A 19,533-nucleotide genomic window follows, 5' to 3' on the forward strand; every position below is an offset into this window, starting at 1 on the left:
GCGTGCAACGCCGCCGGCACCCGATGAGGGGCACCGGCCTCAGAGGAATCGGGGGAACAGCTCCGCCGGATCCACACGCGGACCGGTGAAGAACGGGATCTCCTCCCGCACGTGGCGGCGGGCGCCCGTCGCACGCAGCTCGCGCATGAGGTCGACGATGCGCACGAGTTCGTCCGCTTCGAACGACAGCAGCCACTCGTAGTCGCCCAGGCCGAAGGCCGCGACGGTGTTGGCGAGCACATCGCCGTAATCCCGCGCGGCCGCGCCGTGCTCGCGCAGCAGTCCTGCCCGCTCGGCGTCGGGCAGGAGGTACCACTCGTACGAGCGGACGAACGGGTACAGACAGATGTACCCGCGGGGGGCATCCCCGGCGAGGAAGGCGGGCACGTGTCCGCGGTTGAACTCGGCTGTGCGGTGCACGCCCACCACCGACCACACGGGGTCAAGCGCGCCGCCGGCGGCGTCGATGACTGCGCGATACGCAGCCTGCAGGTTCTCCACCGTCGGTCCGTGCCACCAGACGAGCACCTCGGCGTCCGCGCGGAAGCCGGAGACGTCGTAGGTGCCGCGCAGCGTCACGTCGTCCGCAGACGACTCCAGCGCGCGCACCACATCGGCGGCGGTGCCGTCGCCGGAACGGGTGGCGGTGAAGGCCGCGTACATCGTGAACACCGTGGAAGCGTTGACGGCGTCGGCCACCGCCGAGTGATCGACCACGGGGCGGGTGGGGGTGGTGTTTTCGCTCATGCTGTCTCCTCTGTCTCAGTCTTCACCGTCGCCGTCACGGCGACGCCGGTCCCGCGCCGGGCGTGACAGCCGGCCGAGATGCCGACGGTGGCGGGGACGAGATCCTCGCCGCGCTCTGCTGAGGTCGAGCACCCCTCAACCTATCATCAGATGAAGCTCTTCATCTGATGATCCACCCGTCCTTCAGTCACCCTGTAGGTGTGGTTGAATCACGGGAGGAGGTCCCCATGTCACAGCCGTCCGGCAGCGCTCTGGCGCGCCAGACCCTCGCACGCCTGAAAGCGCGGATCTCGTCTGGCGAGTGGCCCGTGGGTTCTCGGATCCCCACCGAACCCGAGCTGATCGAAGAGCTGAACGTCGGCCGATCGACGGTGCGTGAGGCGGTGCGCTCGCTCGCCACGCTCGGCATGGTCGAGACCCTGACCGCGCGCGGCACGTTCGTGCGTTCACTGACGCCCGCACCCTCCCTGTTGCTCGATGCGCTGGCGGCCTACCACCCGGCCGAGCTCGTCGGAATCCGCCGTGCACTGGACGTCGAAGCAGCACAGACGGCGGCCGCGAACTGGACCGCTCCCCTGCTGGAGACGATGGAGTCGACCATCGCCGCGGAGATGGAGACGGTGCGCGAAGGCACCGGATCGGTGCGGTGCTCCCTGTTCCACGGAGTGATCGCGCAGGCCTCAGGCAATCGGCTGCTCTTCGACCTCGTGCAGAACCTCTCGATGGCGCTGGATTCGTCCGGGCTCGGCGACCGGATCGCGGGCGACGTGGATCCCGTGGTGATGCTGGCCGATCACGACCGGCTACTGACGGCGATCCGTGCGCGCGATGTCGCTGCGGCAGCGCACCTGATGGCGCTGCACGTCGACACACAGCTGCGCACCCTGCAGGAGTCACCGGTGATGACCGAGCTGGCCTCGCTGCGTTCTGAGGACTGACTCCTTTTCACAGCGCGCACATGGCCCCTATCCGCGCGGGATAGGGGCCATGTGCGCGCAATGAAGCGCTATCAGTTGCCGTAGACGCCGAACGTCAGCAGACCCAGCGCACCGCTGATGCCGCCGCTCAGCAGACCGATGACGAAGAAGATGCCGGTGACGATCCAGGCGACCTTGCGGTTCTCCAGGTAGCCGGCCAGCGGGGCACCCTGCTTGTCTCGCTGCGACCCGGCGAGCGTGATGATGAGATCGATGATCCACCACAGGCCAAGACCGCCGATGGTGATCAGCTTGAGGATTCCGGTGCCGATCTTTCCGAGGTAGAAGCGGTCGATACCGAGACCACCGAGCAGCCACGAGAGCAGCCAGGTGACGACGAAGGACTTCTGGCCGGGGTGTTGAGGGGCAGACATGAGGTGTCCGATCAGGCGTGGGCCCCGAGGCTGTGCGCGGGCCCGTGGCAGGTGCACAGCACCCGCGAGTGTACAGCCCCGGCGAGACGGTTCATAGCACGACGGGCCCCTCCGGCAGCGGAGGGGCCCGTCGTCCGGCGAACGCGGCTCAGGCGAAGACGGCGTGCACCGACTTCTCGCCGAGCGCGGCACGTCCGCCGAGACCCTCGATCTCCAGCAGCACCGCCGTACCGGCGACGATGCCGCCCAGCTGCTCGACCACACCGTGCGCCGCATGCAGGGTGCCGCCCGTGGCGAGGACATCGTCGACGACGAGCACGCGTGCACCGGCGGGGATGTCCGCGCCCACCTCGATGGTCGCGGTGCCGTACTCCAGGTCGTATGTCACCTGCGCGGCGGGCTGAGGCGTCTTGCCCGCCTTGCGGATCGGCAGCACTCCGGTTCCCGCGATGGCCGCGGCGGCCCCGGCGAGCACGAAGCCTCGCGCCTCGACGCCCGCGACCAGATCGAACTGCCCAGCGAAGGGTTCGATCAGCGCGTCGATCGTGGTCCGGAACGCTCGCGCGTCCGCGAGAAGCGGAGCGATGTCACGGAAGAGGATTCCCGGCTGGGGGAAGTCCTGCGTGAGGCGGATGAGGGAGAACGCGCGGTCCAGTTCGACGGAAGTCACGTGCAACCACGATACTCGCTGCACCTGAGAAGCGCGCCCGGATGTGCCGCCGTGACGATCATCGTCATCGAATCGATTCGAAGTCTGGGAGCGGCGACCCTCGCATTCCGGGGTACGTGCACTACGGTGGTGCGCATGAGCACCTCGCCCGAGCACGCCGCCACCGGTTCCGAGTGGTGGCGCACCGCCGTCATCTACCAGATCTATCCGCGCTCCTTCGCCGATGCTTCGGGCGATGGCATCGGCGACCTGCCCGGCATCGAGAGCCGCATGGACGCGCTTGCCCAGCTCGGCGTCGATGCCCTCTGGCTCAGCCCGTTCATGGTGAGCCCGCAGCGCGATGCCGGCTACGACGTCGCGGACTACCGTGACGTCGACCCGCTGTTCGGCTCGCTCGCCGACTTCGACGCGATGCTCGCGGCCGCCCACGAGCGCGGCATCAAGCTCATCGTCGACCTCGTCCCAAACCACTCCTCCTCCGACCATGCCTGGTTCCAGGCCGCACTGGCCGCAGGCCCCGGCTCGATCGAGCGCGCGCGATACATCTTCCGGGACGGAAAGGGGGAGAACGGCGAGCTTCCGCCGAACAACTGGGAGTCGGTGTTCGGCGGTCGCGCCTGGACCCGGGTCACCGAGGCTGACGGCACCCCCGGCCAGTGGTACCTCCACATCTTCGACAGCAGCCAGCCCGACTTCGACTGGAGCAACGAGGAGGTGCGCGAGGAGTTCCGCAGCGTGCTCCGCTTCTGGCTCGACCGCGGCGCCGACGGCTTCCGGGTCGATGTGGCGCACGGCCTCGTGAAGGCCGAGGGACTTCCGGACTACACCCCGCCGGCGGACGGCGACTCGATGGGCGGTCACGAACCGGTGCCGTACTGGGGCCAGGAGGGCGTTCACGAGATCTACCGGGACTGGCACAACGTCCTCGCGGAGTACGAGGGCGACCGCGTGCTGTGCGCGGAGGCGTGGCTGCCCACGCTCGACGAGACCGCACTGTGGGTGCGAAGCGATGAGATGCACCAGGCGTTCAACTTCCTCTACATGTACGCGGGCTGGAACGCCGACGCACAGCGCGAGGTGATCACCGAGTCGCTGCGTGCGTTCAACAGTGTCGGCGCCCCCTCCACCTGGGTGCTGTCCAACCACGACGTGGTCCGTCACGCCACCCGCCTCGCCGTCGAGTTCGAGAACGCACAGGGTGCAGGCATCGGCCCGAATACGCCCGGTCCCCGCCCGGATGCGGCTCTGGGCCTACGTCGTGCACGCGCGGCCACGACGCTGATGCTGGCACTCCCCGGCTCCGCGTACCTCTACCAGGGCGAGGAGCTCGGCCTCCCCGAGGTGATCGACCTCCCCGACGAGGCTCGTCAGGACCCGTCGTTCTTCCGCACGAACGGCGAGCGATACGGCCGCGACGGGTGCCGCGTACCGATCCCGTGGGAGCCCGACGCCCCCGCGTTCGGTTTCAGCACGACGGGCGAGAGCTGGCTCCCCCAGCCCCCGGAGTTCGTCGAGTACGCCCGCTCCGTCGAGGAGAAGGACGACGCCTCCACGCTCGAGCTCTACAAGAACCTGCTGACCGAACGCCGCGCGCACGGCCTCGGATCCGGCACGCTCACGTGGAAGGAGACCGGCAGCGCCACGCTGCTGTCGCTCACCAACGCCGACGTCGAGGTGGTCGTGAACTTCGGCGCGGATGAGCTGCTCGTCGACGCCGCGCGGGTGATCCTCTCCTCCGAGCCCCTCCTGGTGACCGCGGAGAACCAGGCGAAGGTCCCCACCGACGTCACGGTCTGGCTCCACGCCTGACCTGATGCGAAGCGCCCGTCCGTTGCGGGAACGGACGGGCGCTTCGTGCGTGCGTGCGACCTCTTACGCGGGCCGTGTGGAGTCGCGCACGACGAGCTCGGGCTCCAGGCGGGTGACGCCGCCCCTCGCCGCCCCCGTGGACACGATGCCGAGCGCGAGCTCCAGGGCCACACGTCCGGTCTCCTCCAGCGGCTGGCGCACGGTGGTGAGATCGAGGGCCTGGGCCAGATCTCCGTCGTCGTAGCCGACCACCGACAGCGAACGCAGGTGGGGCTCCGCCCGCAACGTCCCGAGCACGGACGCCGCCAGCTGATCATGGCCCGCGACGATGGCCGTGCAGCCGTCGGCAGCGGCCCGCCGCACGGCTTCGGACACATCCGAACCGGACGCCGCCGGGTAGGCGCGCACGTGGCCGTGCTGGGCCAGCCCCTCGGCGCGGAGCATGCCGGATGACACATAGGCGGGCGAGACCTGGACATCGTGGACAAAGCCGAAGCTGCGGTGTCCGAGGCCGGCGAGATGCGTGCCGAGGAGATCGCCGCCGCGACGGTCGTCCACCAGCACCACCGGTCCGTCCACGGCGGTGCGCCCTGTGGGCACGACGTCTACGTGGACCACGGGGACGCGGGCGGTACGACTGGCGCGGCGGGCGGCCCCGCCCAGCGGCACACCCATCAGGACGAGACCCGCGGCATCGGTGCGCACGGGCAGCGTCTCCAGGAGCGGGGATGCGGCACTGGCCGCGGAATCGATGTCGTACGGGATGATGTCGGCCGCGGCGGAGCGCGCTCGCAGCAGCATTCCCGACAGCCGTCGCAGGTACGACGGATGCGCGGTGAACGGTGCAGCCACCGCGATGCGGGTGGCTCCGATCCGGCGACCGGGGGTCATCCGGTAGCCGAGTTCGGTGGCCGCCGCGACGATCCGCTCCCGCGTGGCGGGTGAGACGCGGTGGGGCGCATTCACCACGAGCGACACCGTGGAGATGCTGACGCCCGCCCGCTCGGCCACGTCGTAGATGGTCACCCGCCCCGGATTCCCGCGCATGACGCTCCTCGATTCGATGATTCATCGAAGTTCTTCGATGAATCACAATCGTTCCACACGAAGGAGTACCCATGCCGAAGCGATCATTTCGACGACCCGCGGTGGACACCGCCGTCACCGCGTTCGAGCGCCGCATCGCACCACTGCTGGAGCGGGAGCCGCGAAGCGCGGCGGGCCGGCGCCGCGTGGCGCAGGAGAACGACGCGAGGATGTGTGACGCGCTCGACATCGCGATCCTCGACGTGGCCACCGAGGAGCACGTCGTACCGGTGGCCGATCACCCGGATGTGCGCGTTCGCGTCTACTGGCCGAGCGCACTCCGTGCCGAACCCGGGGCCGAGCTGCCGATCCTGCTGTACTTCTACGGCGGGGGATTCACCATCGGCGGCATCGACTGGGTCTCGTGGGACGCCCGGTTCCGCGAGCGCGCCCGCGACGCGGGAGTGATCATCGTCGCGGCCGACTACTCGCGTGCCCCGGAGGTGCGCTTCCCGGCACAGCCGGAGCAGTGCTGGAGCGCGCTGGAATGGGTTCACGAGCATGCCGGCGAGCTGGGGGGCTCGCCGGCACGGATCGCCGTGGGCGGCGGATCCTCCGGGGGCAACCTCGCCGCTGTGACGACGCTCCTCAACCGCGAGCGCAACAATCGCCCGATCCGGCTCCAGCTCCTGGAGAACCCGGTGGTGGATCTCACGATGGGTCACGCCGACATGGCGGGACTCACCGCGGCGATTCCCGGTGTGATCGTCCGGCGCGTGGGCCGCCGGCTGGTGCGGCAGTATCTCGGCGGCAGGCCAGGGGCGGCGCGCAGCCCGCTCGCGTCACCGATCCTGGCGCGTTCACACACGGGGCTGCCCGCGGCGTGGATCTGCACGTCCGAGCTGGACCCGCTCCGCGGTGACGGTGAGGCATACGCCCGCGCGCTCTCCGCTGCCGGGGTGCCGGTGAGCGTGGTGCGCTACGTGGGACAGACGCACACCTCACTCGGCTGGAACCGCTTCATCCCCGCGGCCGCGGAGGCGCATCGTGCGGTCATCGCTCGCCTGCGCACCCTGCACGACGACGCACCGGAACCCTCGGCGGACGCGGCATGAGCCCCGAACCCGAGCCCCGGGATCAGGTCGGTTTCGACCCCGCCGTGCTGAGTCTCGATCCGGTGATCGCCGAGTGCGCCGGGCGCATCGCCGCTCTGCGGGATGATCTCCCCGACCTGGCCTCGCCGGATGCGAGGCGCCGCCGCGTCGCCGCGCTCGCGCTGAGCGACGCGCTCGCCGCGGAGTTCACCGAGCCGATCCCGGCCGGGGTCGAGATCGACGACGTCACCGTTCACGGCGGCGAGGGATCGCTGCGGGCGCGCCGTTTCCGGCCCGTGGCGGGGCCCGCAGCCCGCCCCACGATCCTGTGGTGCCATGGCGGCGGCTTCGTCGGAGGCACCATCGATGAAACGCTCAACGACCGGCTGAGCGCAGCGCTGGCTCTGGCGTCGGGCGTGCAGATCCTCTCACTGGAGTACCGGCTCGCCCCCGAACATCCCTATCCCGCCGCCGTCCACGACGCCGTGGCCGCGTTCCGGGACGCCGCGACACGCGCCGGCGAGCTGGGGATCGACGCGGCGAGACTCGGCATCGGCGGTAACTCCGCGGGAGCGGCGATCACCGCGGTGGCCGCACAACGCCTGCGCGATGAGGGCGTGAGCGTCCATCACCAGGCGCTCGAAGTGCTCCCCGCCAGCGCCGAACCGCTGGGGGAATCGTGGGAGCTGTACTCGACCGGTTTCGGCCTCGACGATGCGGAGGAGGTCGCTCGGCTCTACGTCGGGACGGCCGATCCCGAGGACGCCTTCCCGCTCCACGCCGATGACCTGCACGAACTCGCCCCGGCGCTCATCCTGGTGGCCGAGCACGATCCGCTCCGCGACGGCGCGCTCGCTTACGCCGCTGCCCTCCGCTCCGCCGGCGTCCCTGTCGTCGTTCGCGTGGGCGCCGGTCATCTCCACGGAACACCCGGACTGACCGCGCGCTGGGAGGCCGCGCGCGTCTGGCAGCGTCGCTTCGCGCACGAGCTCGCCACCGCCTACCTCACCCACCTTCCGCACCCGATCCCGAAAGGACGATGATGTCCGCGACCCCCGCACCACCCGTTCCCACAGCCCTCGGACCCGAGATTCCGGGTTCGAAGCAGCCGCGCTCCTTCCTCCCGCTGTTCGTGCTCAGCTGGTTCGGCATCAACCTGGTGCTGTCCACGCTCGGCAGCGCGGCGATCCCGAAGGCCTTCGCCTTCCTCGACGACGCGACCAAGGAGGTGAACCTGTCGATCACCACCGCCATCGGCGGCATCGTGGTGATCATCGTCACGCCGCTGTTCGGCAGACTGAGCGATCGGACCATGTCCCGCCTCGGGGTGCGGCGACCGTGGATCCTCGGTGGCGCGGTGATCGGCCTGATCGGAGTGTTCCTGCTGGCGGCCGCGACCGGCCTCTGGAGCATCGTGCTGGGCTGGGTGGTGGTCCAGATCGGCTTCGGCGCCACCAACGCCGCTGTCCACGCGCTGCTCGCCGACCAGATCCCGGGCCGGATCCGCGCGCGGGTTTCCGGCATCGCGGGAGCCGCGAACAGCCTCGCGCTGATCGTCGGGTCGCAGATCGTCGCGGCGCTGCCCAACGACCAGCGCTGGCTGTGGTTCGCCGTCCCCGGCATGCTCGGCGGCGTGCTGTCGGGACTGCTGTTCTTCGGGCTGCGTGACATCGTCCGCACCGAGCGACCGGCCCCCTGGCGCTGGAGCGATGTGCTCGGTACCTATTGGCTGAGCCCGCGCCGGTATCCCGACTTCTTCTGGGCGTTCCTGTGCCGGCTGTTCGTCACCATGTCGATCTTCTCCGTGGCCACCTACCTGCTCTTCTTCATCATGGATCGCCTGGGCGTTCCCAAGGAGGAGGCGTCTGCGGTGCAGGCGACGGGGCTCATCGTCTTCACCCTGTGCGGGCTGGTCACGACCGTGCTGTTCGGCTGGATCTCGGATCGCACGGGGCGTCGTAAGCCGGTGATCTGGATCTCCTGCCTGTTCTCGGTCGGCGGGCTCGTCATCGCGATGTTCGCGCCGGATCAAACCGTCTTCCTCATGGCGTTGGCGCTCGTCGGCGCCGCCCAGGGAGCGTACGTGTCGGTCGATGTGGCGCTGATGACCGAGGTGCTCCCCCACTTCCAGGACGCCGGTAAGGATCTGGGCATCGTGGCGCTGTCCTATCAGCTGCCGCAGTTCATCGTCCCGGTGCTGGCGGTTCCCACACTGGCGATCGGGGGCACCGGCTCGAACTACACCGCCCTCCTCGGTGCGGCGATCCTCTACGGCGTCATCGGCGGGCTGTGCGTGCTGCCGATCCGCTCGGTGCGCTGAGCCGCCCCATCCCCGAACACGACGATGCCCGCCCCGTCTCCGGGGCGGGCATCGTGGCGTTCGTGATCAGTACGCGCGGGCGACGATCGCGACCAGGTCGGTCTCGGGGTTGTGCGGGTCGGGCATGTTGCCGTCGCGGGTGCGCAGGCAGCGCACCGTGATGGCGTCCTTGTTCAGCTCCTTCTCGCCGGCCTCGCCGAGCACGGCCCAGTCGATGACGGCGAAGCCGGTCTGTGCCGCCTCACGCGCCTCCTCGATCGTGGACACGTGCTTCGTGCGCTCCTCGAGACGCTTCTGAGCTGCGGCGAACATGTCCGCCTGGATCTCGTCGAGAAGCGCGGGAAGACGCGTGGCCACGTCCGCGAGCGGAAGCTGCTGCTTTCCGCCCTGGTCGCGGCGGGCGAAGGTGATCTGCTCGGCGTCGAGGTCGCGGGGTCCCACCTCCACGCGGACCGGAACACCCTTGAGCTCCCACTCCGTAGCGCGCCGGCCGAAACCGGTCTGCGTGCGATCGTCCAGCTTTGCGCGCACGCCGGCCGCCGTGAGGTCGGCCACGATGGTGCGGGCGGCCTCGATGGTGCGCTCGTCGTCCTTCACGACGATCACCACCACCTGGTGCGGCGCGATACGCGGCGGGAGGATGAGACCGGCGTCGTCGCCGTGCGACATGATGAGCCCGCCCATCATGCGCGTGGACGAGCCCCATGACGTGGTCCAGGCAGTCTGCGCGACACCGTCGGTGTCGGAGAAGGTGATGCCGAACGCGTTGGCGAAGTTCTGCCCCAGCTCGTGCGAGGTGGCCATCTGCAGCGCCTTGCCGTCGCCCATCATGGCCTCGCAGGTCATGGTGTTGATGGCTCCCGCGAATCGTTCGGACGCGGTCTTGAAACCGGGCAGCACCGGGATCGCGAGCACGTTCTCCAGGAAGTCCTTGTACACGTCCAGGTGGATCCGGCGCGCGTAGTTCGCGGCGTCTTCACGCGTGGCGTGGGCGGTGTGGCCCTCCTGCCAGAGGAACTCCGTGGTGCGCAGGAAGACGCGCGGACGCATCTCCCACCGCACCACATTGGCCCACTGGTTCAGCAGCATGGGCAGATCGCGGTGCGACTGGATCCACTTGGCCATGACCTCGCCGAACAGCGTCTCGCTGGTGGGGCGGACGACGACGGGCTCGGTCAGCTCCTTGCCGCCGGCGTGGGTGACCACGGCGAGTTCGGGGCTGAAGCCCTCGACGTGCTCGGCTTCGCGCTCCAGGTAGGACTGCGGGATGAACAGTGGCAGGTAGACGTTCTCCGCACCGGTGGCCTTGATGCGCGCGTCCATCGCGGACTGCATTCCCTCCCACATCGCGTAGGAGTACGGTCGCATGACCATGGTGCCGCGCACCGGGCCGTTGTCCGCGAGCTGCGCCTTCTCGAGGATGTCCTGGTACCACTGGGGAAAGTCGTTCTCGATCGATGCGAGAATCTTCTGTCGTTCAGCCACGTACCCAGGGTACCGGTGTGCCGCCCGCGCCCCGCATTCGGATCCCGGCCGCGGGCTGGGTCACCTCACCCCAGCTCCTGCTCTCGCATCTCCCGCCATCTCCGGATCCCGCTCGCGTCCGTCAGGAGCCCGCCGCTCCCGGTCTCGACGGCCGTGGCCCCGAGTCGCGCGGCCAGCGCCACGACCGTCGGGACGATGCTGTCGTCGGCTCGGATCGAGAGCATGAGCATAGACGTCGCCTGGTCGCCCCTCCCCGTACCGAGCCGGAACTCGATGCTCCCCGGGGTGCCGTTCCAGATCCCCAGCGGGTGTTCCGTCCACTCCGTTTCGGGGAACACCGCGACGACGTGCTCGCGCACCTGGGCAACCGTGCCCAGCGGGATGTCCGGGATCGGTTCGGTCAGGGCCTGGAGATCTGCCGTCGTACGGATGTTCTCCGGCATGCGCATGATGATGACGTCCCAGCTCATGTCCGCATCGTACGCGTGCTGCCGATCGGGCGGTTCCGCCCGATCGCGTCAGAGAACCACAACGCCTGCGACGGCGTCGAACCCCCGCAGTCGCGCGTAGTCGTCGATCGCGCGCACCACCGCACGGGCGACGACGGCGCTCGATCGCGGCCGCTCGGGCGAGGGCTCGTTGGTCACCGTCACGGTCACCTCCCCCAGCTCACCCGCCGCGTGAATCGTGTGACGGGTGCGTGCCGCCGTGGGGTCAGCCACCACCCGTGCGGTCGCACTGTCCCACGCGTCGGCCGCGAGGGCCACGGCAGCGGCGACATTGGCGGACGCCGGAAACCGCCGCGTCACGGCGGTGGCGAGATCGTCGTCCAGCATGATCTCCTCCTGTCCCGACTCCAGCCGCTGGCGCAGCGCGTCATCCATCCACGGCTGGATGAGCGTGGCCGGGAGCTTCCTGCTCTCGATGGTGACCTCACGGAGCGCGCCGCCCAGCCGCAGCGCGCGCACCTGATCGAGCCCGCCGATCGCTCCCGTGCACGCGATGAGCTGCCCGGGGCCACCGGTCAGTCGCCGACGGAGAAGGGGATCGGCGAGGGCGCCGATGGAGAGGAGGAGAACGTCGGTACCCCGTGCGATGATCGGCACCAGGCGCTCCTCGACGGCGCGCTGCGTGGCGGCTTCGACCAGCAGGTCCAGGTCGTCTGCGATCACGTCACCGCGTCCGAACGTTCCCACCACGTCATACGGTCGCGAGGCGAGTTCGTCCCGCACCGTGCGGGCGATGTTGCCGCCGCCGAGGAATCCGATCCGCAAGCGCGTCATCGCTCCATCCTCGCGTACGAGCAGCGCGTCTGCGGCGCCACGACCCCGAGGAGAACAATGTCCATCGCATCCGCGCTCGTCACCGCCACGGTGATCGCCGCTTCCGCCATCAGTCCCGCCGACCCCGCCTGGGCGACGCCCGTCGTCGAACACTGCGCAGTGGAGGTCATCGCCTCCGCCGACGAGTCCGTCTCCGGGGAGGACATCGTCTGCTTCGCCACCGAGGCTGAAAGAGACGGCTATGTCTCCGCTCAGACGCTCACCCAGCGCCGCGCCGGTTCGGGCTCGGTGAAGCTCGGAACCGCGTACAAGGGCACGAATCTCACCGGATCGAGCCTCGCGTTCTGGGGCACCGGCACGTGCGCCGGCACGACATACGGTTTCGCCTCTCTCGCCTCCGACTGGGTCACCGGGATGCGGTCGATCACGGGGGCGGGGTGCAGCGTGCGGGTGTACAGCGCGGCGAATTACGGCGGCAACTCCGTCACGTGCACACCGACGTGCAATGCGCTGGGGTCCGTGGTCGGCACGGCACGATCACTGATCTTCCGTCCGCTCTGATTTCAGCGAGGGCTCGACGTGGCGGCAACCGGTGCCAGCTGGAGGGCCGTGCAGATCTCTGGTGCATCCGAGGGGACGACGACGGCCGTCCCATTCGGTGCGACGCACACCGTGAGGGGTGGTACCGGGAAGGGCACTTCGGGGGGTAGGGACAACGGATCGTAGTCGGGTTCGTATGTCCCCTCCTCCCACATCCGGGTGCACAGCTCGAGCACATCGCTGCGAACCCCTGGGTTGAATGGTCCCGACATCGCGACCTCACCGCCGTTGAATCCGCCATCCGCGTTTCGTTTGGCCTCACTGGCGCACATCGCGATCGAGGTATCCGCAAGTTCTGCGGGTGCCAGCACCCGCAGTCCGGCGACGGCCACGCCGCCTACGGCGACCAGGGAGAGCACCGAACCGATGATGACCCGGCGCCGGCGCGTGCGGTGCGCGCGGACAGGCTCGGAGGCGACGTGCGCGGCGAGCGCCTCGCGCATCGCCGTCAGTCGGGCGGGAGAGATGTCCCTCTCATCGTTCATCCGCAGCCTCCTCTCTCCAAGGTATGTCCGCAGGAGTCAAAATGGTTCGCAGTCGATCGCGCGCACGGTACAGCCGCGACTTCACGGTCCCGACGGGCAACGCCAGCGCCGAGGCCGCGTCGACGATCGAGTACTCCTCCAGCAGCACCAGCTGAACAACCACCTGATCGCGCGCATCCAGCGATGCGAGGGCCTGCCGCACGCGTCGTCGCGTTTCCTCGCGACTCACATCCTCGTCGACGCCGTCGGCCACGTCCGGTTCGTCCATACTCGGGGGAAGCTTCGCCAGCATCGCGCCGTACCGGCGCTTGGAGCGGGTGAGGTTGCGGCAGACGTTGGTGGTGACCACGAAGAGCCAGGGCAGAAGTGAGTCATCGACGATGCGCACCTTCTTGCGCAGCCGCCAGAGCTCCAGGAAGACGACAGCTGTCGCTTCCTCGGCGAGATCGAAGGAATCCGTCTGGCGGAACGCGGCCGCCAGCACGCGCCGGCGGTAGCGGTCGAAGATCTCGACGAAGGCACGTTGAGAACCCGATGTCGCTGCAAGCCACAGCGCCGCGTCCGAATCCCCCTGCACCGATCCAGCGTACGAAGGCGCCTCCGGGGAAGCAAATGATGAGCGGCACCGCCCCTCGGCCCGGGACGGATCACGCCGCGGAGCAGTCACGTACAGTGAAACCATGGCAGCCGCGAAGCGCGTGACCATCACGGACATCGCCCGGATCGCCGGCGTGTCCCCTGGTGCGGTCTCGTTCGCGCTCAACGGCAAGCCCGGGGTGAGCGAGGAGACGCGTGCACGCATCCTGCGGGTCGCGAGGGAGCAGCACTGGCGCCCCTCGCAGGTGGCGCGCTCGCTGGTCGGCGCTCGCGCGAACGCGGTGGGCCTGGCGCTCAACCGGCCCGCGCGGTCGCTGGGTACCGAAGCGTTCTTCACCGACCTGATCGCGGGGATTCAGCAGGGCCTCAGCGATGGCCGAGCGGGTCTGCAGCTGCGCCTCGTGTCGAGTCTGGATGACGAGCTCGAAACACATCGGCAGTGGCACGCCGCGCACCAGGTGGACGGGGTCCTGGTCATCGATCCCTTGGGCGATGATCCGCGCGTCCAGGCCCTCCATCACCTGCAGATGCCGGCCGTGCTCGTCGGCTCACATGTCCGGGCCACGTCTGCGGTGTGGGTCGATGACACCGAGACAGCGACCACCCTCTTCGGCCATCTCGCGGCTCTGGGTCACACCCGCATCGCCTATGTCGCCGGTCCTGCGGCGCTGGAGCACACGCGACTGCGCGCCGGGGTGCTGGAGCGGCTCGTCGGCGGAAGGACGATCAACACCGATTTCTCGCCCGCCGCGGCCGGTGAAGTGACGCGCGAGCTGCTGCAGCCGATCGACCGCCCGAGCGCCATCGTGTACGACAACGATGTGATGGCCGTCGCCGGGCTTCGGGTGGCTCAGGAGGTGGGGGTGGGCGTCCCCCGCGACGTGTCACTGGCGAGTTTCGACGACTCGGTGATCGCCGCGCTGGTACGACCGTCGCTCACCGCGATGACCCGCGACACGTTCGAACTGGGCGAACGCGCCGCGCGACTGCTGCTGCGGCAGATCGACAGTGACGTGGCACTGCCCGGAGAGGCGGGCCCCACCCCGGTGCTCACCGTGCGCGAGAGCACCGGGCATCTGCGGCGCTGACGCTGGCGCTGGCGCTGTCCTCCCCGCTCGGTCACGGGCCGAACGGCAACCCCGGATCGCGAAGAACTCGCGGGTCAGCAGTGAAGGACGCGCCTTCGGTCACGGCGCCAGTTCCCACAGCTCGATCGGCAGCCCCTCGGGATCACGCAGGCGGGCGAAACGGCCGAAATCGGTCACCCACTCGTCCCGCGTCTCTACCTCGATCCCTGCGGCCCGCAGACGCACCACCAGCGCAGTCAGATCGGTCACGCGCAGGTTCAGCATGAACGGCTGGTCGGCGTCGAAGTAGTCGCTGTCCTGCGGGAAAGGTGCGAACACGGTCATGCCGGCTTCCTGCGTCCACGCCGCATCCTCGCCCGCGGCGATGCCGAGGTGCTGCCGATACCAGGCGGAGCGCGCCTGGGGATCCCGGCTCCGGAAGAACACCCCGCCGATTCCTGTCACCGTCATGGCGTCATGCTACGTCCGCCGACTCGGCCACCGCGCCGGTCGCGAGACGTCTGAGTTATCCACACTCATCCATGTTTCGTACTTTTGTTCCCTGCTCTCCGGGAGTATTAGGGTATGAAATTAGAACATATGGCGGATAGGTTCTCTGGCAGACCAGCCCCCGGCCGCGGTCGGCGATGGCCACCGCCGGCCGCGGCTGCAGGCTTCCGCCGCGCGGAATCGTCACCAGGTGATGCCGGCGCTCGAGTCAGGCGCGCCTCTATCGATGCGATCGTGGCGGTCACCCGCTCGCGGGCCGCTGACGATGCGCGGGAAGCGACGTTGCTCGCTGACCTCGTCGCACTGTCGGGCGCGTCCGGCAGGTCGTCCGACACTGATCTGGAACTGCGATCCCTCGCCGCCGAAGTCGGTGCCGCCATCCGCGTGAGCGATCGTACGATTCAGCGCCGGATGTCCGACGCGCATCAGCTCGTGCACGGTTTTCCGCAGGTGCACGCGGCGCTCGCCGAGGGTGAGGTCACCGCATCGCATGTGCGGGTGATCCTGGACCACGGAGCACACACCGAGCCCGGCGCCATCCGCGACGAGTATGTAGTGCGGGCACTCGCGCTGGCGCGGGTCGAGTCGCCGAATCGCCTGCGGGGCATGCTGGCGCGCGTTGCCGAAGAGGTGCAGGCTTCTGGGATCACCGAGCGCCACCGGATCGCGCGTCAGTCGCGAGCGGTATGGATCACCGATGACCGCGACGGCATGTCGACCCTGCACGCTCTTCTGCCGTCCGTGCTCGCTCATGGGGTGAAGGATCGGCTGGATCAGATGGCGCACGAGCTTCGGGGCGCGCGCCGCACGGCGGTCCTCGGCGGAGGTGGCGACGTCGGCTCCGGTGGCGCGGGTGGACCCGGTGAGCACCGCGAGCACCGCGAGCCCCGTGGGCCCCACGAGCACGGCGGGCCCCACGAGCACGACGAGCCCCATGAGCAGCGCGGGCCCCAGGAGCACGGCGGACCTGGTCGGTTCGGTGAGCTCGGTGAGCTCGGTGAGCCGAATGGTTCGGACAAGTGGGCTGAGCTCGGTGGCGCCGATGGGTTCGGCACCCCTGCGGAGCTCAGCGAGTCCGGTCATACCGATGCCGGAGGTGCCACCGATGCTCGCACAGCGGATCAGATGCGCGCCGATCTTCTCGCCGACCTCCTGCTCACGTCTGCGCCTACAAGTGTGAGCACCGGGATCGGAGCGATCCGCGCCACGATCGCCGTCACGATTCCGGTCCTGACGCTGGCCGGCCGAGGTGACGAGGGCGCGGAGCTCGACGGCGCGGTTCCTATCGACGCGGATACCGCCCGTCTTCTCGCCGGGGGTGAGGCCGGGTGGGACCGCGTGCTCACGCATCCCGTCTCCGGGGCCGTGCTGGGAACGGATCGGTATCGTCCGACCGCGGAGATGAAGCGTTTTCTCGCCCATCGCGATCAGCACTGTCGGCATCCTGGCTGCCGCGTTCCTGTCCGGCGCACCGATATCGACCACAACCGAGATTGGGCCCACGGAGGCAAGACCGACGTTGCGAATCTGGCCCCGCTGTGCCGAAGGCACCACACGCTCAAGACGAGCGCCGGGTGGACGATCATTCCACGGCCGGGAGGGGTCCTGGAGTTCGTCACGCCGCTCGGCTACCGCTATATCGATACGCCTCAACCCCGCACGGTCGCGTTCAGTGCCGACCTCTCGGCCGGGCGTGCGCACGCGGCCACGGAAACGACGGATGGCACGCCCCCGTGGTGACGCCCAGCGCCCGCCCGAGAAGACCACGCACCATATACCTTCACAGGTGCGCGACACGAAGCCCGCTACGCCGCATGCGCCTCGACTCAGCGGCACGGTCAGGAGAGCATAGGGTCATGACCAACGTGCGAGAGGTCGCAGGTGTCTCCCCCGCACACGCCCAGGAACTGACGGAACTGGCGATCGGTGCGCGCGATCTCGACCCCGATTCGGCAGTGACGTCGCTCTCCGGGTTTGATGAGCTGCCGCGGCTGCGGAGGCTCGAGGTGTGGGGGCTGGGCTTGGAGTCTCTGGATCTCACGGGGGCAGGAGCCCTCGAAGAGCTCATCGCCAGCGACAACGCACTCACCCGCATCGACCTGTCGGCCACTCCCCACCTCATCTCACTGGCGGTGGGACGCAACCCGCTGAGCTCTCTCGATCTGAGCCCGGTGGGTGGGCTCCGGGAGCTGCGGTGCGACAGCGCGGGACTCGCCGAGCTGGATCTGTCTCCCGTGCCTCACCTGCGGGATCTGCGATGCTTCGGTAACGCGCTGACTGCTCTTGACCTCCGTCTCGTGCCGGAGCTGCGCCGCCTGCACTGCGAGGACAATCTCCTCACCGAACTGGATCTTTCGGTCGTCCCGCATCTGGAGCACGCCGGATACAGCGGCAACCCGATCACACCGGTGGCAGTGAGCCTCGGGCGGGCGGGGACGTTCTCCTCCGTGTGTGGTGCGGATTTCGAGCGCACACGCCGCATCGACGGTGTGGACGTCCTGATCACGGTCGCCACCTCCGACCCTGCTGTGCTCGACGGGCTGCGCGCCCCGCTGGGCCGCGCGCTCGCCGCGCTGCGGAGTCTCACGGCGCAGGCCCGTCTTCTGCTCGAAGAGACCCACCCGGGCGAAGACGCCGGCATCCCGCTCGTCTCCATCACCTTCCGCACCGACGGGTCCGTGCAACTGGGCTTCGACGCGGGAGAGTCGCCCGCTGGCGCGCTCGAAGTCGGCGTCGTCTTCGACCACGACCTACTGCGCCAGCCGGACCTCGTGTACGAGGTGTACTGAGCCACCCCCACCACGACCCGTACCGGACTCATCCCGCCACGACGCGCACGGCACCGGCCGCGAATCCCGACTGCACCGAACATACGCCGAACCACGAATCACCCGGCGCCCGCCGCGAATCCCGACTGCACCGAACATCCGCCGAACCACGAACCCCCCGGCGCCCGCCGCGAATCACGCCCTGCACCGGACTCACCACGAACCACGAACCACGAACCACACGGCACCCGCCGCGAATCCCGGCCCGTACGGGACTCATCCCGCCACGACGCCCACGGTGCCCGCCGCGAATCCCGACCTGCACCGAACTCTCCCGAACCGCTGCCGGTGGGCGCGCTCGTGAGCGCTCCACGGTTCGCCGGGCGCAGAGTCGTGCCTCACCCGACATATGTGCACATCGGGTGTGCACTGCGTCACCGGGATCCGGGGTGGCAGTTACGCGGCGTGCGTGATCCGCGCAGGCCGCTCGGCACTCCGCTCGCGAGCATCGACGAGCGGGCGACCCATCAGCAGGCCGGGAAGACCGCGGCCATCCGTCGTGAACGTGAGGATGAGAGTCACCAGCCAGAACGCACCGGAGAGCAGCTCGCCCGCCCCGGGGATCAGCGCCAGCAGCGCGGCACCCGAGATTCCCGACAGCAGACGCAGCACGCGCGACGGGAACTCCTTGCCCGGACCGCGATAGGCCAGCTGAACACTGTGGTCGCCGACGGATCGGCCGGTGGCGAGGATGAGGACCGTCCAGAGCACGAGCGGCAGGACGTTCGCAACGGTCGAGGAGATCACCGTCTGCGCCTCGGTGACCCGGTGACCGTTCAGCAGCGAGAAGGCCAGCTGCATCGCCACCGCCGCACCGGCGCCGATCACCCAGAACGACAGCGCATCGCAGACCATCGCCAGCAGACGCCGCCCCCGCGTCACGGGCCGCGGCAGATCGGCACCCGGCAGCTCCCGGCCGCCCCGCAGGCGAGCCGGGATCACGAGCCCGATCGCCGCTCCGATGAACGCCCCGGCCGTGTTGGTGATCAGGTCCGCGACGTCGAAGAAGCGGTAGGCGCACGAGTAGACACCCCACACACCCGTGAGCTGAGTCAGCTCGATGAACAAGGACACCCCGAAGCCGACGGCAGTGGCGAGGACGATGCCGCGGCCCGCGAGCACCCGGATGAAGAACCCGAGCGGCACGAACAGCAAGACGTTCAAGGCCAGCTGCAGCACAGCCGCGCTGAGCAGAACGTTCCCGCCCTCCCCGATGGCCTTCTGCACGTCGTGGACCGCGTCCATCGGATTGAGGATCGCCCCGGCGCAGTACTCGATCGGCCCGTCGGGAAGTGGCAACAGCGTGTAGGTCCAGATCGCCCAGAAGTACACCAGCGCCGCCGACCACAGCAGGAACATCCCCGCCGTGAGCCGACCGCGACGACGATAGACCCGTGCCACGAAGGGGACGAAGAGAAGGATGCCGAGCAGTCCGCCCGCTCCGAGTGCGATGAATCCGGACAGAAGTTGATTGCTCATGACATATCCATCTTCGCTGGCCGGGCCCGGCCGCCGCGTCGCCCGCGAGGCGTAGCCGGGTCATCCCGGCGAACGATCCGGGACGCAATCCGGCGAGGGTCCTGGGACGCAACCCCCGCGAACGGTCCGGGACGCGACCCCCGCGAAGGGTCCGGGACGCAATCCCCGCGAACGATCCCACG

The 19,533-nt window shown here is 69.2% G+C and carries 20 protein-coding genes; 9 read left to right on the plus strand and 11 right to left on the minus strand.

Annotated elements, in window-relative coordinates; translation table 11 throughout:
* Positions 1–39 precede the first annotated feature (39 nt).
* Complete coding sequence (gene hemQ / locus LQ566_RS16855) at positions 40–747, minus strand: hydrogen peroxide-dependent heme synthase (protein ID WP_231092943.1); 708 nt, start codon at positions 745–747, stop codon at positions 40–42.
* 227 nt (positions 748–974) lie between these two features.
* Here hemQ and LQ566_RS16860 point away from each other — a divergent pair, with 227 nt between their 5' ends.
* Positions 975–1,685, plus strand: a complete 711-nt coding sequence (locus LQ566_RS16860) for a FadR/GntR family transcriptional regulator (RefSeq protein WP_231092944.1) — start codon at positions 975–977, stop codon at positions 1,683–1,685.
* A gap of 71 nt (positions 1,686–1,756) precedes the next feature.
* Here the strand turns inward: LQ566_RS16860 and LQ566_RS16865 are convergent, their stop codons facing one another.
* Entirely contained in the window at positions 1,757–2,098 is a 342-nt protein-coding gene (locus LQ566_RS16865) for an NINE protein (RefSeq protein ID WP_231092945.1), read from the minus strand.
* Positions 2,099–2,246: 148 nt separating this feature from the next.
* Entirely contained in the window at positions 2,247–2,768 is a 522-nt protein-coding gene (locus tag LQ566_RS16870) for an adenine phosphoribosyltransferase (protein WP_231092946.1), read from the minus strand.
* Positions 2,769–2,903: 135 nt separating this feature from the next.
* Between LQ566_RS16870 and LQ566_RS16875 the strand changes: the two genes are divergently transcribed.
* Complete coding sequence (locus tag LQ566_RS16875; RefSeq protein WP_231092947.1) at positions 2,904–4,577, plus strand: glycoside hydrolase family 13 protein; 1,674 nt, start codon at positions 2,904–2,906, stop codon at positions 4,575–4,577.
* A 63-nt stretch (positions 4,578–4,640) separates the two neighbouring features.
* Here LQ566_RS16875 and LQ566_RS16880 read toward each other — a convergent pair whose 3' ends face one another.
* Complete coding sequence (locus LQ566_RS16880) at positions 4,641–5,624, minus strand: LacI family DNA-binding transcriptional regulator (RefSeq protein ID WP_231092948.1); 984 nt, start codon at positions 5,622–5,624, stop codon at positions 4,641–4,643.
* Positions 5,625–5,695: 71 nt separating this feature from the next.
* Here LQ566_RS16880 and LQ566_RS16885 point away from each other — a divergent pair, with 71 nt between their 5' ends.
* From LQ566_RS16885 to LQ566_RS16895, 3 genes are read left to right on the plus strand one after another with little or no spacing between them, the layout of a single operon-like run.
* Positions 5,696–6,718, plus strand: a complete 1,023-nt coding sequence (locus LQ566_RS16885; RefSeq protein WP_231092949.1) for an alpha/beta hydrolase — start codon at positions 5,696–5,698, stop codon at positions 6,716–6,718.
* Positions 6,715–7,740: an alpha/beta hydrolase gene (locus tag LQ566_RS16890; RefSeq protein ID WP_231092950.1), complete on the plus strand. Its 1,026-nt coding sequence runs from the start codon at positions 6,715–6,717 to the stop codon at positions 7,738–7,740. The genes LQ566_RS16885 and LQ566_RS16890 overlap by 4 nt, the downstream gene beginning before the upstream one ends.
* A complete protein-coding gene (locus LQ566_RS16895; protein ID WP_231092951.1) occupies positions 7,740–9,017 on the plus strand; it encodes an MFS transporter in 1,278 nt (425 codons plus the stop codon). Before LQ566_RS16890 ends, LQ566_RS16895 begins: the two co-directional genes overlap by 1 nt.
* Positions 9,018–9,083: 66 nt before the next feature.
* On the opposite strand, the gene proS is transcribed toward LQ566_RS16895, so the two are convergent.
* The 3 genes from proS to LQ566_RS16910 all read right to left on the minus strand — a co-directional run bounded on the left by proS (position 9,084) and on the right by LQ566_RS16910 (position 11,785).
* A complete protein-coding gene (gene proS / locus LQ566_RS16900; protein ID WP_231092952.1) occupies positions 9,084–10,502 on the minus strand; it encodes a proline--tRNA ligase in 1,419 nt (472 codons plus the stop codon).
* Between the two features lie 65 nt (positions 10,503–10,567).
* On the minus strand, positions 10,568–10,972 hold the full coding sequence (locus LQ566_RS16905; protein ID WP_231092953.1) for a hypothetical protein: 405 nt from the start codon (positions 10,970–10,972) through the stop codon (positions 10,568–10,570).
* 48 nt (positions 10,973–11,020) lie between these two features.
* Positions 11,021–11,785 (minus strand): aspartate dehydrogenase domain-containing protein, encoded by a 765-nt coding sequence (locus tag LQ566_RS16910; protein WP_231092954.1) that lies wholly within the window; start codon positions 11,783–11,785, stop codon positions 11,021–11,023.
* Between the two features lie 57 nt (positions 11,786–11,842).
* On the opposite strand from LQ566_RS16910, the gene LQ566_RS16915 reads away from it, so the two are divergent.
* Entirely contained in the window at positions 11,843–12,346 is a 504-nt protein-coding gene (locus tag LQ566_RS16915) for a hypothetical protein (RefSeq protein ID WP_231092955.1), read from the plus strand.
* A 2-nt stretch (positions 12,347–12,348) separates the two neighbouring features.
* Here the strand turns inward: LQ566_RS16915 and LQ566_RS16920 are convergent, their stop codons facing one another.
* Both LQ566_RS16920 and LQ566_RS16925 read right to left on the minus strand, forming a co-directional pair.
* Positions 12,349–12,870, minus strand: a complete 522-nt coding sequence (locus LQ566_RS16920) for a hypothetical protein (RefSeq protein ID WP_231092956.1) — start codon at positions 12,868–12,870, stop codon at positions 12,349–12,351.
* Complete coding sequence (locus tag LQ566_RS16925; RefSeq protein ID WP_231092957.1) at positions 12,860–13,447, minus strand: RNA polymerase sigma factor; 588 nt, start codon at positions 13,445–13,447, stop codon at positions 12,860–12,862. Before LQ566_RS16925 ends, LQ566_RS16920 begins: the two co-directional genes overlap by 11 nt.
* A 103-nt stretch (positions 13,448–13,550) precedes the next feature.
* Between LQ566_RS16925 and LQ566_RS16930 the strand changes: the two genes are divergently transcribed.
* Positions 13,551–14,555, plus strand: coding sequence for a LacI family DNA-binding transcriptional regulator (locus tag LQ566_RS16930; protein WP_231092958.1), 1,005 nt, complete (start codon positions 13,551–13,553; stop codon positions 14,553–14,555).
* Positions 14,556–14,654: 99 nt separating this feature from the next.
* Here the strand turns inward: LQ566_RS16930 and LQ566_RS16935 are convergent, their stop codons facing one another.
* Complete coding sequence (locus LQ566_RS16935; RefSeq protein WP_231092959.1) at positions 14,655–15,005, minus strand: VOC family protein; 351 nt, start codon at positions 15,003–15,005, stop codon at positions 14,655–14,657.
* Positions 15,006–15,134: 129 nt separating this feature from the next.
* Here LQ566_RS16935 and LQ566_RS16940 point away from each other — a divergent pair, with 129 nt between their 5' ends.
* Positions 15,135–16,784, plus strand: coding sequence for an HNH endonuclease signature motif containing protein (locus LQ566_RS16940; protein ID WP_231092960.1), 1,650 nt, complete (start codon positions 15,135–15,137; stop codon positions 16,782–16,784).
* Positions 16,785–16,900: 116 nt separating this feature from the next.
* Positions 16,901–17,833 (plus strand): leucine-rich repeat domain-containing protein, encoded by a 933-nt coding sequence (locus tag LQ566_RS16945; RefSeq protein WP_231092961.1) that lies wholly within the window; start codon positions 16,901–16,903, stop codon positions 17,831–17,833.
* A gap of 435 nt (positions 17,834–18,268) precedes the next feature.
* Here LQ566_RS16945 and LQ566_RS16950 read toward each other — a convergent pair whose 3' ends face one another.
* Positions 18,269–19,351 (minus strand): VanZ family protein, encoded by a 1,083-nt coding sequence (locus LQ566_RS16950; protein ID WP_231092962.1) that lies wholly within the window; start codon positions 19,349–19,351, stop codon positions 18,269–18,271.
* Positions 19,352–19,533: the final 182 nt, after the last annotated feature.

The organism is Microbacterium nymphoidis (genome assembly GCF_021044885.1).
GTDB classification, from domain to species: domain Bacteria; phylum Actinomycetota; class Actinomycetes; order Actinomycetales; family Microbacteriaceae; genus Microbacterium; species Microbacterium nymphoidis.

What these genes read in the sequence shown, in the direction of transcription:
- LQ566_RS16950 (WP_231092962.1), bottom strand. Translation starts at nt 19,351, where the DNA reads ATGAGCAATCAACTTCTGTCCGGATTCATCGCACTCGGAGCGGGCGGA.
- LQ566_RS16890 (WP_231092950.1), top strand. Translation starts at nt 6,715, where the DNA reads ATGAGCCCCGAACCCGAGCCCCGGGATCAGGTCGGTTTCGACCCCGCC.
- LQ566_RS16930 (WP_231092958.1), top strand. Translation starts at nt 13,551, where the DNA reads ATGGCAGCCGCGAAGCGCGTGACCATCACGGACATCGCCCGGATCGCC.
- LQ566_RS16885 (WP_231092949.1), top strand. Translation starts at nt 5,696, where the DNA reads ATGCCGAAGCGATCATTTCGACGACCCGCGGTGGACACCGCCGTCACC.
- LQ566_RS16940 (WP_231092960.1), top strand. Translation starts at nt 15,135, where the DNA reads ATGGCGGATAGGTTCTCTGGCAGACCAGCCCCCGGCCGCGGTCGGCGA.
- LQ566_RS16920 (WP_231092956.1), bottom strand. Translation starts at nt 12,870, where the DNA reads ATGAACGATGAGAGGGACATCTCTCCCGCCCGACTGACGGCGATGCGC.
- LQ566_RS16945 (WP_231092961.1), top strand. Translation starts at nt 16,901, where the DNA reads ATGACCAACGTGCGAGAGGTCGCAGGTGTCTCCCCCGCACACGCCCAG.
- hemQ (WP_231092943.1), bottom strand. Translation starts at nt 747, where the DNA reads ATGAGCGAAAACACCACCCCCACCCGCCCCGTGGTCGATCACTCGGCG.
- LQ566_RS16895 (WP_231092951.1), top strand. Translation starts at nt 7,740, where the DNA reads ATGTCCGCGACCCCCGCACCACCCGTTCCCACAGCCCTCGGACCCGAG.
- LQ566_RS16880 (WP_231092948.1), bottom strand. Translation starts at nt 5,624, where the DNA reads ATGCGCGGGAATCCGGGGCGGGTGACCATCTACGACGTGGCCGAGCGG.
- LQ566_RS16875 (WP_231092947.1), top strand. Translation starts at nt 2,904, where the DNA reads ATGAGCACCTCGCCCGAGCACGCCGCCACCGGTTCCGAGTGGTGGCGC.
- LQ566_RS16860 (WP_231092944.1), top strand. Translation starts at nt 975, where the DNA reads ATGTCACAGCCGTCCGGCAGCGCTCTGGCGCGCCAGACCCTCGCACGC.
- LQ566_RS16905 (WP_231092953.1), bottom strand. Translation starts at nt 10,972, where the DNA reads ATGAGCTGGGACGTCATCATCATGCGCATGCCGGAGAACATCCGTACG.
- LQ566_RS16915 (WP_231092955.1), top strand. Translation starts at nt 11,843, where the DNA reads ATGTCCATCGCATCCGCGCTCGTCACCGCCACGGTGATCGCCGCTTCC.
- LQ566_RS16935 (WP_231092959.1), bottom strand. Translation starts at nt 15,005, where the DNA reads ATGACGGTGACAGGAATCGGCGGGGTGTTCTTCCGGAGCCGGGATCCC.
- LQ566_RS16910 (WP_231092954.1), bottom strand. Translation starts at nt 11,785, where the DNA reads ATGACGCGCTTGCGGATCGGATTCCTCGGCGGCGGCAACATCGCCCGC.
- LQ566_RS16865 (WP_231092945.1), bottom strand. Translation starts at nt 2,098, where the DNA reads ATGTCTGCCCCTCAACACCCCGGCCAGAAGTCCTTCGTCGTCACCTGG.